11 protein-coding genes are annotated in these 12392 nt (G+C 65.8%); 6 read left to right on the plus strand and 5 right to left on the minus strand.

The window, feature by feature from the left end; genetic code table 11:
• Nucleotides 1–106 precede the first annotated feature (106 nt).
• Both AC54AF_RS19855 and AC54AF_RS19860 read right to left on the minus strand, forming a co-directional pair.
• A complete protein-coding gene (locus AC54AF_RS19855) occupies nt 107–1612 on the minus strand; it encodes a HAMP domain-containing sensor histidine kinase (protein WP_496637904.1) in 1506 nt (501 codons plus the stop codon).
• A 2-nt stretch (nt 1613–1614) separates the two neighbouring features.
• Nucleotides 1615–2304: a response regulator transcription factor gene (locus AC54AF_RS19860; protein ID WP_496637905.1), complete on the minus strand. Its 690-nt coding sequence runs from the start codon at nt 2302–2304 to the stop codon at nt 1615–1617.
• A 192-nt stretch (nt 2305–2496) separates the two neighbouring features.
• On the opposite strand from AC54AF_RS19860, the gene AC54AF_RS19865 reads away from it, so the two are divergent.
• Complete coding sequence (locus AC54AF_RS19865; RefSeq protein WP_496637906.1) at nt 2497–2964, plus strand: Spy/CpxP family protein refolding chaperone; 468 nt, start codon at nt 2497–2499, stop codon at nt 2962–2964.
• Between the two features lie 10 nt (nt 2965–2974).
• Nucleotides 2975–3802, plus strand: coding sequence for a dioxygenase family protein (locus AC54AF_RS19870; protein WP_496637907.1), 828 nt, complete (start codon nt 2975–2977; stop codon nt 3800–3802).
• Here the strand turns inward: AC54AF_RS19870 and AC54AF_RS19875 are convergent.
• The 3 genes from AC54AF_RS19875 to AC54AF_RS19885 form a co-directional block, all read right to left on the minus strand.
• Entirely contained in the window at nt 3799–5241 is a 1443-nt protein-coding gene (locus tag AC54AF_RS19875; protein WP_496637908.1) for a DUF1501 domain-containing protein, read from the minus strand. The genes AC54AF_RS19870 and AC54AF_RS19875 overlap by 4 nt on opposite strands.
• A 1-nt stretch (nt 5242) precedes the next feature.
• The gene (locus AC54AF_RS19880; protein WP_496637909.1) at nt 5243–7045 is read right to left on the minus strand and encodes a DUF1800 domain-containing protein; all 1803 of its coding nucleotides are present in this window, start codon (nt 7043–7045) and stop codon (nt 5243–5245) included.
• Nucleotides 7046–7167: 122 nt separating this feature from the next.
• The gene (locus AC54AF_RS19885) at nt 7168–7413 is read right to left on the minus strand and encodes a hypothetical protein (RefSeq protein ID WP_496637910.1); all 246 of its coding nucleotides are present in this window, start codon (nt 7411–7413) and stop codon (nt 7168–7170) included.
• A 55-nt stretch (nt 7414–7468) separates the two neighbouring features.
• Here AC54AF_RS19885 and AC54AF_RS19890 point away from each other — a divergent pair, with 55 nt between their 5' ends.
• The 4 genes from AC54AF_RS19890 to AC54AF_RS19905 all read left to right on the plus strand — a co-directional run bounded on the left by AC54AF_RS19890 (nt 7469) and on the right by AC54AF_RS19905 (nt 12380).
• A complete protein-coding gene (locus AC54AF_RS19890) occupies nt 7469–8035 on the plus strand; it encodes a hypothetical protein (RefSeq protein WP_496637911.1) in 567 nt (188 codons plus the stop codon).
• Between the two features lie 75 nt (nt 8036–8110).
• The gene (locus AC54AF_RS19895) at nt 8111–8848 is read left to right on the plus strand and encodes a hypothetical protein (protein ID WP_496637912.1); all 738 of its coding nucleotides are present in this window, start codon (nt 8111–8113) and stop codon (nt 8846–8848) included.
• A gap of 67 nt (nt 8849–8915) precedes the next feature.
• Nucleotides 8916–10196 carry a hypothetical protein gene (locus AC54AF_RS19900; protein WP_496637951.1) on the plus strand — a complete coding sequence of 427 codons (1281 nt, stop codon included), beginning with the start codon at nt 8916–8918 and terminating at the stop codon, nt 10194–10196.
• Between the two features lie 21 nt (nt 10197–10217).
• Complete coding sequence (locus tag AC54AF_RS19905) at nt 10218–12380, plus strand: hypothetical protein (protein ID WP_496637913.1); 2163 nt, start codon at nt 10218–10220, stop codon at nt 12378–12380.
• The last annotated feature ends 12 nt before the right edge of the window (nt 12381–12392 follow it).

Below are 12392 nucleotides of genomic sequence, written 5' to 3' on the forward strand. Positions count from 1 at the left end.
TGTGTGGTGAGTATGCAGAGTCAGACAGCACTGCCAAGAGAAGATTCCGGCATTTTCCCTATTTGCCGAGGACAGAGCCTAAAAAAACGCTAGGCTCGCCGACAGGTCAGCCTGGCGTTTTGACGGGCAACAGCATTTCCACGCACAGCCCGCCGCCGCCGCGCAAGCTGGCACCGATGCGGCCGCCATGGGCGCTGATGACGTGCCGGGCGATGGCCAGGCCCAGGCCATGGCCGTCCGTGCTGTGCTGGGTATTGCTGGCACGGAAGAACGGTTCAAAGATGCGGGCCAGGTCGGCTGCGGCCACGCCGGGGCCCCGGTCCAGCACGGCGATGCGCAGCCATTCCTGCTTGCCCTCAGGCAGGCGCGACAGTTCCACGTCCACCGTGCCGCCATCGGGGCTGTGCTTGACGGCATTGCGCACCACGTTTTCCACGGCGCGCGCCAGCAGTTCCGGCTGGCCCGTGATGCTGGCGTCGGCCATGGCCGCGTCGACCGCCAGGTTGATGCCCAGCAGGCGCGCCCGGGCTTCATAGCGGGCGTCCTCCACGATGTCGTGCACGAGGTCGGCGATGCCGACATCTTCGCTGTGCGTATGCACGGCGCCCGCTTGCCCGGCGCCCGCTTCCAGCCGTGACAGGGTCAGCAGTTCACCGATCAGTTTATCCATGCGCTCGCTTTCGCGTTCGATGCGCTGCATCGAGGCGGCCATCCTTTCCGGCTGCTGGTGCGCCAGGCCGATGGCGGCCTGCAAGCGCGCCAGTGGAGAGCGCAGCTCGTGCGAGACGTCATGCAGCAAGCGCGTCTGGCTATCCATGAGGCTGCGCAAGCGGCCCGTCATGCGGTCGAAATCGCGGCCCAGGTCCGTCAACTCGTCGCCGCGCTTGCCGCTGGCGTGAAAGCGCGGCGCCAGGTTGCCGTGCGAGGCGGCTTCGAACGCCTGCCGCAGGTCGCGGATGGGGCGCGCAAAATACCAGGCCAGCAAGAAGGCGAACAGCAGGCTGGCGGCGATGGCGGCGGCCAGCGGAATGAAGGTGCGGTAGGGGTTGTCCATGCGCGGGCCGGGCGGCATGCCGCGGCCGAACTCGCCCGGTGGCGGCGGGGCGCCCGCTGAGTTGGGCCGTGGACCGGGTTCCATGGCGCGCGGGCCGTTCAGGGCGACGGCGTTGAGCGTGTCGCGCGCGGCGCCCGCCTCGGCATTGCGGAAGCGTTCGGACGAGGGCAGGAACAGCAGGTAGCGCTGGCCGTCGCTGCCGGTGACCGTGCGCACGACGGGATGGGGCTGGCTTTGCTGCAGCATGGCGCGCGCCTTGGCCAGCATGGCGGGGTGCACCGCGCGGCCCATCAGTTCTTTCCCTTTGGCATCGACGGCAAACACGCGCATGCGTTCGAGCTTGCCCAGGAATTGCCGCAAGGCTTGGCTGCCGCCCGCTTCCAGGGTGGCGCTGGCGGCCTCGATGATCATTTGCGCGGGCGGACTGGTGTCGATGTCGAGGGCCCGTTCCTGCTGCGCGGCCCGGTTTTTCAGCCAGAAGGTGCCGCCGATGCCGATGGTGGCCGTCACTTGCGCCAGCATGATGCACAGAAAAAACTTCCAGAACAGGCGGCCCACGCTTACTCCTTGATCAGCTGGTAGCCGAGACGGTACACGGTCTGCAGGCAGGAGCGGCCGTCGGCCAGGCTGCCGAGCTTGCGGCGCAGGCTGCTCAAGTGGACGTCGATATTGCGGTCGAAGCGGGCCATGGGCCGTCCCAGACCCAGTTCCGACAATTGATTCTTGCTCACGGGCTTGCCCGCATGGCGCACCAGCACTTCCAGCAGGTTGAATTCCGTGCTCGTCAGTTCCAGCTGCGTGCCGGCCCAGGCGGCGCGGCGCTGCTCGGACCACATCGTCAACTGGCCCACGCTCAGCGGCGCCAGGCCCGACGTATCGTGCGGCGCCGCTTGCGCACGGCGCAGGATGGCGCGGATGCGCGCCGTCAGCTCGCGCGGCGTGCACGGCTTGGTCACGTAATCGTCTGCGCCCAGCTCCAGTCCCACGATGCGGTCCGTATCGTCGCCGCGCGCCGTCAGCATCAAGATGGGTAAAGTGCTGCCGGCGCGGATGCGGCGCAGGGTTTCCAGGCCATTCATGCGCGGCATCATGACGTCGAGGATGGCGATGGCATACAGGCCCGTCAGCGCTTCGGCCGCGCCGCTTTCCCCGTCATGCACGGCGCGGGCGTCAAAACCTTCCTGCGTCAGGTATTCCTGGAACATGCCGACCAGTTCCACGTCGTCGTCGATTAACAAAACCTTGCTCATGCCTGTGCTTTTTCGGGTGAATATCGCCCGATGATAGCAGTCAAAGGGGGCTGTTCACGGTGGTTTTACCCGCTTTTACATGCGTCCGCTTACATTTGCGTGCCTTCCTTTACACGCTTTTACGCGGCCCTGACGTTGCTTTACATGTCATGCGCCGACAATCAGGGCTGACCGCCACGAAAGGAAAACCCGATGAAATACATGAGTATCGCCGTCTCCCTGTTGCTGCTGTCCGCCTGCAGCCTGCCGCTGCTGGCGCTGGCCCAGCAAGAATACGTACCGGACGGCCCGCTAGCGCGCGCCATGCAAGGGCCGCCGCCCGGTCTGCCGCCGTTACTGCACGGTATCGACTTGAGCGAAACGCAGCAGGATAAAATTTTCGCCGCCACCTATGCCCAGGCGCCCTTGCTACGGGAACAGGAAAAGATCGCTTTCAAGGCCCATGAACAACTGCGGGCGCTGGCCGGATCCAGCGCCTACGATGATGCGAAAGCCAGTGCGCTGGCGAATACGGCCGCGCAAGCCATGGCAAAGATCAGCTTGCAGCAGGCGCGGCTGGAGCAGCAATTGCTGGCCGTGCTGACGCCGGAACAGCGTAGGCAGGCGCAGCAGCTGGGTGACAGCCGTCACGGCCTGCACGGTTCCCCGCGCCCCCGGTAGGCGGCAGGCAATGATGCGGCGACAGGCATTTGAACGGCGGCAAGTCCTGCGCTGGCTGCTGGCCGGCGCCGCCACCCTGCCTTTGATCAGCTGCGGCGGCGGGTCGGACGCCGGCGACTCGGTCGCAGGCAGCGGTGCCCGCACGGGCACGTCCGGCAGCGCCGGCACCGTTACGATGCCGACCACGGGCGCCTGCCCGGTGATTCCCGAAGAAACGGGCGGGCCGTATCCGGCCGATGGCACGAACACGCATGGCGGCAGCATCATCAACGTGCTGAACCAGTCGGGCGTCGTGCGCAGCGATATCCGCGCCAGTTTCAATGGCGCCACGGGGGTGGCGGCAGGCGTGCCATTGACCATCAAGTTGCAGTTGCTCAACGCCAGCGGCAGTTGCGCCAGTCTGGCCGGCTACGCCGTCTATCTGTGGCATTGCGACCGCGACGGCCTGTATTCGCTGTATTCGAGCGGCGTGACGGCGCAGAATTACTTGCGCGGCGTGCAGGAAACGGACAGCGCCGGCAACCTCAGCTTCACGACCATCTTTCCCGGCTGCTATGCGGGGCGCATGCCGCACGTGCATGTCGAGGTGTATCCCAGCCTGGACAAGGCGGCCAGCGGCGCGAACCGCCTCAAGACGTCGCAGTTCACTTTCCCGATGGCAACCTTGAAGGAAGCCTACACGGCCAGCGGCTACACGGCCAGCGTGCGCAACCTGGCGCAGATCAGCTATGCCACCGACAACGTCTTTCGCGACGGCACCAGCTTGCAGATGGCCACGGTGACGGGCAATGCCACGGACGGCTACATCGTGAGCCTGACCATCGCCGTGAACGGTTAGCTTGCCGTCATGAAACCCAGGTCGCGCCGGCTGAAGTTGCCGATATTCGGAAACACCTCGGCCAGCTGGCTGTCGGCCACGCCGAACCATTTGGCCAGGGTGGCGCCGTACTGGTCGACGGAGGTGGTCGGCAGCAGGGCGCCGGAACCGACATCCAGCTCATGGCCCAGGCCCGTGACGGGGAAGGCGCCGTAGATATCGCGGCCCTTCACGGCGCCGCCCACGACAAAATGGTGCGCGCCCCAGCCGTGATCCGTGCCGTCGCCGTTGCTGCTGAAGGTGCGGCCGAAGTCCGAGGCCGTAAACGTCGTCACCTGGCGCCGCATGTCGGCGCCCTGCAGGGCCGCCAGGGTGGCGTCGAAATATGCGAGTGCGTGCGCCAGGCGCGCCATCAGGTCGGCATGCAGCACTTTTTGCCGGTCATGCGTGTCGAAGCTGCCCAGGGTTACATAAAACACTTGCCGTTTCGCCCCCAGGGGGCCGCGCCCGCCGATGATGCGCGCCACGGTCTGCAATTGCACGGCCAGCGGATTGACGCCGGATGCGCCCGTGTTCGGATTGATGTAGGGCGGCGGATTGGGCACGCCGCCCGCGCCGGCCGGCAGCATGGCGCCGCTGAGGATGCTCTGGCTGGAAATGGCGCGCTGCACCACCGCCACGTGTTCCTGTTCGATCAGGTCGCTGCCCGCATCGTTGATGATGGCGTGCAGCGCGCCCGCGCCGCCCGTGCTGCCATACAGGCTGCCGCTCAGGCCGCGGATGGGCACGGCGCCGGCCTGGCCCACCTGGAACTGGCGCACCTGGCGCCCGCTGAGGAAGACGGTGTTGCCCGCGGCGGAAATGGCCGTAAACATGGCATTCGTATTGAGCGCGCCGGCCACGTCGGCCACCCGCCCGCCCCAGCCCACGCTGGCGCCTTCCGGCGAGCCCGATTGCCACGTCGATTGCTGGTCGTTGTGCGAAAACAGCTTGGGCGGCAAGGCCACGCTGCCTGCCTTGTACTGGGCCAGGGTGGCGGGCTGGATCAGGGTGCCCACATTGGCCACGACGGCGGCGCGGCCATTGTCGAACAGCTCTTTCAGGGGTGCCAGTTGCGGATGCAGGGCGAAGGCGCGGCCCGTTTGCGCGGTAGCGGGCACGATGGGCAATACGCCGCCCGTCTCGCCCACGCCGGGCAGATAGATGGAATCGGCGCCGCCCGTGTTGCGCAGGCGCGCGTATTCACTCCACGAGGTGGGGTCGGTGGCCAGCACCGTGTTGAAGGCATCGTTGCCGCCTGCCATGAACAGGCACACCATGGCCTTGTAGTCGCCGGCCGATTGCGCGGCGGCGTTGCCCATGGCGGCCAGGTTCAGGGCAAAGGGGGCGGCCGTGGTGCCGGCCAGGCTCAGCATGGAGCCGAGGAAGCGGCGGCGGGAAAAATTTTGCATGTGATTCATCCTATTTTTGCACCAGGTAGGCCGGCGAGGCCATGGTCAGGAAAATGGCCAGCTTGACGCGATTGGCCTGGGCCGTGGCAACTTGCGCGGCATTGCTGGCCGTGGCCGTGGGGATGCTGACGCCATTGATGGCCGTCAGGATCTGTCCACGCAGCCTGGCGGGCATGCTGCCATGCATCAGGAGCAGGTCGATACGGTCGAGCAGGGTGACCGCGTCGCTGGCCAGCGCCAATTCGCGCGTGTAGTCGGGCTTGACTTCACGGTTCTCGCCCGCACCGTTATTGACGGCTTCCTGCATGAAGTTCAGGTAGCCCGTCACCGATGGCTCGGCCGTGATCTGCAGTTCCGGCGCCACCAGGCCCGCGCTGGCCAGGGCGGAATTGGGCGGCGTGTAGGCGGGGCGGAAAAAACTGAACACGGAGGGCGGATTCAGCGGGTTCTGGCCCAAGCCGCTCAGTGGGTCGTCGAGATAATAGATGCGGTAGCGCCCGCTGGCAGGCTTGGCATCGAAGGCGCGTAGCCAGCTGGCCAGGCGCAGCAGCGGTTCGCGCAACTTGCCTGTGCGCAAGGTGGTGCCACCTGGAGCCAGTGCCTCCGGATCGAGCAGCACGGCGCGGATGACGGCTTGCATGTCGCCGCGCACGCCGCTGCCATTGTTGGCAAACGCGGCGGCCACGCGGCCCACGTAGGCGGCGCTGGGATTGCTGCTGACCAGGCGCAGGATCAGTTGGCGGCCAAAGAACGGTCCCGCATTGGGATGGTTGAACAGGGTATCGAGTGCCAGTTTCAAGTCGGCCTGGCCGCTGCTGGCGCCGGAAATGCTCTGACCCAGGAAGCGCTTGTCGCCGCTGGAATGATAGGCCGCGTAGTTTTGCATCGGCTTCCAGTCGCGGTCGGGATCGGCTGAGCCGCCATAGAAGCGCGTGGCGCTCTGGTCTGCTCCGGCCCAGCTCCAGCCCGTAAAGACGCGCGCCAGGCCCGCCACGTCGTCGCGCGTGTAGGTGTCGATGGGCTTGCCACCGGACAGTTTCAGGCTGCCATCGGGATTCAGCTGGTACAGGCCGATGGTAAATAGTTGCATCACTTCGCGGGCGAAGTTTTCATCGGGCGTGCGCGTCGCCGATTCCTTTTGGTTGCGCAGGTGGGACAGGTACAGCCCCATCATCGGATGCAGGGCCACGCCTTCGAGCAGGTCGCGGAAGTTGCCGAAGGCATGCTGGCCCAGCATGTCGTAGTAGCTTGCCACGCCACGTACTTGCGGCTGCACGGACTCATTCTGCGTGGAAATGACGAAGATTTCGGACAGGGCAAAGGCCATGCGCTGGCGCAATGGGTCCTCGCCGCGGATGCCTTGTTGCCAGAACGTTTCATAGAACGTTCTGGAACTGATGCGTTCCCCGCCGGCGGCCTGCGCCCCCAGCATGGCGTCGATATATTTGCGGTGCAAGGTTTGCGGCTTGGAGAACTGCGCACGGAACCAGGCGCCGCTATCGCTGGCAGCCAGGGCATCAATGGCCGCCATGTTGGGGCCGAACGTGGCGCGGCCCAGGAAGCGCGATGCCTCCTGGCGCGTGAAGGTGGCTGTCTGGTTGGCCGGTGGCGTGGTCAGGGGCGGCGGTGGAATGGTGTCGCCCGGCGCGGTGCCGGGGGCTGCCGGATCGCCGGGGGCGGTGGTCGCTGGCGGCCCGACCGATATGTCCGGCTTCTGGGTGGCGCCGGTCTTGCTGTCGCCGCCACCGCCGCAGGCGGCAAGCAGGCTGAGTAGGGTGATGGCCAGTAAGCGGCGCAAAGTAGGGTTAGTCATTAGTTTCTTTCGGGCAATCAAATTCTGACCCATTTATTGTAGGGCTTGCCTACCATATTCCTGTTTTCAATTAACTATTTACGTGTTGGCCACGTTTATTTTTGTGGTCAGTTGGCGTAGGGTTAATGGTGTTTTGGAAGGGGTAGCGCGAAGTTTGTCTTTTGAAAATGAAAAATATTTTTTTCCGATAGCACGCACTGTGGCGGATAGGCGACGTAATCATTCCCGCCAATTAAGCTTGTTTGAACGCTCATCTTGACAACGAAACTCGCTTCGCCGGAAACCATGGTTTTTACGCTATCGGCGAAACGCCGTTCGCCGATAGCACCGTGCTTTCCCCACACCCTTTCTTGGAGCATGGCTGGCATGGCCCTTGCGTCAGGGAGGCATGGGCCACCCGCCCGCCGTTCACCGGAGCCTGTCATGACCAGCCGCCTGCTCGCCTATCGTCCCGAAATGGAATTGCCTGAAACGCCGGGCATGCTGCCTTTGCAGCAGGAAGATGCGCTGGCACTGGCGGCGCAGTTGCTGGAATTACAGGGGCCGGCCCAATTCGATGCTTTCCTGGCGCGGCAGCTGGGCGCCACCGCAGCGGGGCAGCAGGTGCGCGGGACGCCGCTGGAAGGGCCGCTGCGCCAGCTGCTGGGCAAGGTGGTGGCGCCCTTGCTGCCCCTGCATTGTGGTTCGCCGCAGGCACTCAAGCAGCGCGCTGCCGGCATCTTCGGCATGGAACTGGAAGGATTGAGCCCGGAAGACAAGGAATTCGAACTGGCGCGCCAGGTCGTGCATCTGATCGATGCCGTCAACACGGCGCTGGCGCAGGACGGCGCCTTGGGCGCGCGGGCGCCCAAGGCGCGGGTGGAAACTGCCCTGCTGCAAGTGGCGCGCAGCGTGGCGCCAGGCTTGCTCAGGCAGGCGGCGCAAACCCCAGGACGGGACGGAGGCCGCTGGCGCCGCGAGGGTGGGCACATCGTCGTGCTCGATTGTTAGCCGGATGGCCAGTCTGTCCGGCACCGTAGTGTCAACTGAAGTGTCAACCGAGGTGCTAACTTTTAGGAGCTCATCATGCATGACTTGGATCGTACGACCCTGGAATACGGACAGGAGATGTCCGGCTTTGAAGCGGAACAGTTCGAGTTTGGCCAGGGCGAGTGGAGCGGCGAGGGCGGCGCGAACGCCATGTTTTCCGAGGCCGAGGAGATGGAACTGGCCAACGAACTGTTGTCAGTCAGCAATGAAGCCGAACTGGAACAATTTCTCGGCAATTTCCTGCGCAAGGCCGCCTCCGTGGCGGGCGGCATCATCAAGTCTCCCGTGGGCCAGGCCGTTGGCGGCGTGCTCAAGGGCGTAGCGAAGAAGGCCATTCCCCTGGCCGGCGGCGCCATCGGCGGCTATTTCGGTGGCCCGCTGGGGGCCAAGATCGGCAGCGGCCTGGCTTCGGCTGCCGGCGGCGCGCTGGGGCTGGAGGCGGAAGCGTCGTCGAACGAGGACCGCGAATTCGAGGGCGCCAAGCAGTTCGTGCGCCTGGCTGCCGACACGGTCAACCGCGCCGCACAAGCGCGCGGCACAGGCGATCCGCGCGCCATCGCCCAGTCGGCGGCCAGCGCGGCGGCGCGCCAGTTCGCGCCCGGCTTGCTGGCGCGCCCCGGCAGCCAGCTCGCCACCCAGAACGGCAGCGGCGCGGGTACGGGCGGCAGCATGGCGCAGGGCGGTGCGCGCAGCCAAGGTAGCCAGGGCGGCATGCGTCCGTCCAGCGGCCGCTGGGCGCGCCAGGGCCATAAAATCGTCCTGTACGGCGTCTGACATCATGGCCATCGGCGCTTACGCTGCCTGGATGCTGGCGCAGGAGGCGCGCTCGCTGCTGACGCGGCTGGCGCGGCTGGAACCGTTCGCATTGATCGAGCCGACGGTGCTGGCGGCGGCCCTGATGCCCAGCGCCCAGTCGGCCATCGAAAGCCAGCTGGTGCAGGGCCGGCGCGCATTGCGGCGCATGGTGGCCCAGTTCCAGTGGTGGCTGCGGCGCGAGCACGCCGATGGCGCCAGCATGGCCACGGCCGCCGAGGCGCAGCGCCGTTTTACCTTCCTGCGCCTGAAGTTCAACGCCGCGCTGACCCAGTTCGACCTGTTCAACGAAGTCATCACGCAGCGCAGCGAGCACAAGACGGGCGTGTGGCTGGCCGGCCTGGACATCGTTGCCGCCGACGCGCTGGCGCTGCCCGGCAATGTGTACCAGCCGCCGCCCGTGATCTGCTACCTGGACCGGGGGCCGGGCGCGGCCATCCGCCGCGCGCGCACGCGCCTGCCCGGTGGCGGCGACAATCCCGTCGCCATCATCCGCCTGCCGCGCGAACGCATGATCGGCAGCAGCATCGCCTCGTCGCTGGTGCACGAGGTGGGCCACCAGGGCGCGGCCTTGCTGGATCTGGTGGCGTCCTTGCGGCCCGTGCTGCAAGCCATGCAGCACGGCGGCAGCGGCTTTGTGCACGTGTGGCAGTTGTGGGAACGGTGGATATCCGAGATCGTGGCCGATTTCTGGTCGCTGGCGCGGGTCGGCGTAGCCGCCACCCTGGGCCTGATCGGCGTGGTCAGCCTGCCGCGCGTGTTTGTCTTCCGCCTCAATATCGACGATCCCCACCCGGTGCCATGGCTGCGGGTGCGCCTGAGCTGCGCCATGGGTCGGGCCTTGTATCCGCATCCGCAATGGGACCGCCTGGAGCAGCTGTGGCTGTCGTACTACCCGCTGGCCGGCCTGCCGCCGGCCCGGCAGCGCCTGCTGGAGCAGCTGCAGGCCAGCATGGCCGCCCTGGTGGGCTTGCTGGTGCAGCACCGGCCACCCGCCTTGCGCGGCGGCTCGCTGGCCGACGCCATGGCCGTGCACACACGCCAGCCGGCCACGCTGGCGCAGCTGTTTCGCAGCTGGATCCTGGCGCCGGGACAGATGTACCAGGCTGCGCCGACCCTGGTGTTCGCCGTGCTGGGCCAGGCGCGCGCCAGCGGTACCCTGAGCCCGGAAGACGAAAGCGAATTGCTGGGGCGTTTGCTGAGCCACTGGGCCCTGCGCAGCACCCTGGACACGTCGGAGCTGTGCGCGGATGTCGTGCGGCATGGCCGCCAGCCCGGCAGGCCGCTGCCGCCCTGGCATCGCGTTTGATTATCCATTGAGGAGAATGACATGAGCAGCAAGATGAGCAGCAATATGGGGGGCAAAAACAGCGGGGCGGGCCAGGCGGGCCCGAAACACCACGGCGGCAGCATCGCTGTCACCGTGCACGAGCAGGACAGCGGGGCCGTGGTCGTCAATGCCGCCATCTGCCTGTACCGGGGCATTGATGCCGACTGCCATCTGTTCAACGCCGCCACCTGGGTAGCCGATCCTGCCATGCTGGTGGGCGTGCGCTGGACGGATGGCCATGGCAGTACCGTGTTTGCCGACCTGGCGACGGGCAGCTACGTGGGGGTGTATGGCAATTTTCCCGCCACGGCGCCCCAGTGTGTGACGGTGCAGTCCGGCTGCAGCGCCGTGCTGTGCTTCAAGCCGCGGCTCAATCCGCAGGTGGGGCTGGTGTTTGAAACGCCGGACTGCCATCCCAGCGACTGTCAGTTCGGCAGGGTGGGCGACCGCGCCGTGGCCACCGTCTCGTTTGACGGCGATCAAAGCGCCGACGGGCGCGACCAGGTGCAGGTGCTGGCCGCCGCGCCATGGGTGCCCATGCGTGGCATGCCGAACGCCTTTTCCACACAAGTGCGGCGCGCCGGCATGCACCGTTTCATGGCGCAGATGATGCTGTCGCAGCGTCCCGAACTGCGCAGCGCCTTGCCCGTGCCGGAAGGTCTCAGCCCGAACGCCATGCTGGCGCTGGATGCGGAATACGAGACGGAGGAGCGCCAGCCGCAGCCCATCTCGGGCAATGTGGGCGTGTCGCTGACGCGCACGGAAACGGAGCCGACGGAAGACTTGCCGCTGTGGACCCTGATACGCAACAGCACCGAAGCGATGTCGTTTACGAATTACCTGCATTTCATGGACAGCCTGTTTTGCGGCGACCTGGCCAATGTGCGCGGCTTCGAGCAGGAGCGTTTCGTCAAGAAGGCTGACATGTTCCAGCAGCTCAAGCAGCGCCGCGCGCTGCCATTCTCGGATGCCGATTCCTACCGCGTGCTGAAGGTGGCGACGGAAGCGTTCGTGATGGTCAATTGTGGCGTGCTGAACCAGCCGCTGGCCTTCAATCCCGCCGAAGACAACGCCTACCTGGACCGGCGCGACATTCCCCAGGGGCGCGACCTGGAAACCGTGCTGCGCAACGATTACCTGGAAAACATCGACGGCTGCCAGACCTTGCCCTACCTGGCCGTGATCCGCCGCAAGCTGCCCGATATCCCCATCAGCATCCCGCGCGGCCAGGAAGGCGAAGTGGACCTGTGCTTCGGCATCATCCAGGAAAGGCTGGCGAACCCTTGCCTGCTGGAACTGATCTGGTCATATTGGCATGAAGAGGGCATGCTGGTGCAAACCATGAACGCCATCGCGCAACGCTTCCAGAACCTGCGCGCGCCGGGCAACGCTCTCGATCCCTTGTCGAACACGGAAATCGACATGCTGCGTCCGCTGAATAATTTACTCTGGGGATACACGCAGGATGAACAGCATCGGCTGACCGTGATGCGCCGGAACTATGAGTATGACCATCACTACGGTGTGCGCCTGGACGGCAAGGCAGTGCAGCACTTCCGGCCAGCCGATAGCCGCTCCAAATTCCTGGAGGCCTTCCACCACTTGCTGCGCCTGCTGACCTCGTTCTACAAGCAGGATGACGACACCACCGTGAAGGCGGATGCCTTCCCCGTGCTCAACGCGCTCAAGGAAATCCACTTGATCCTGTCGCAGGGCGCGCACAACCAGTTCGGCGACTTGCCGTCGACGGCGCGCATCGAAATGCTGATGCAGCAGTGGATGCTGGCGCGGCCGGAATTCCGCGAATTTTTGCCCACGCGCGTGATGGTGGCGTATCCGGAACCATGGATGGACCGGGTCGATGCCATGAAGAAACTGCAGGGCTGGACGGATACGAGTGTGATGCACTTCCGTAACCTGGCCATCTTTGGCGAACAGTTGCTGCTCTCCGTGCGCTATGGCAACTGGAGCGACATCTATGAGCCCACCCAGGCGTTCAACTGGGCGCGCTTCTGGCGCCCGCAAGTGCAGGGCTATATCCACGGCTACCGCGCCGCCACCGGGGTCGACCTGTCCGTCGACAGCAGCGACCCGGCGATCGAAGCGACGATGCCCTCGGTGTTGCTGCGCCAGCGCCTGAGCCAGCAGCTGCGCAGCGTCTAGTGCAAGGGCGAG

This window comes from Janthinobacterium sp. JF4 (assembly GCF_059617925.1).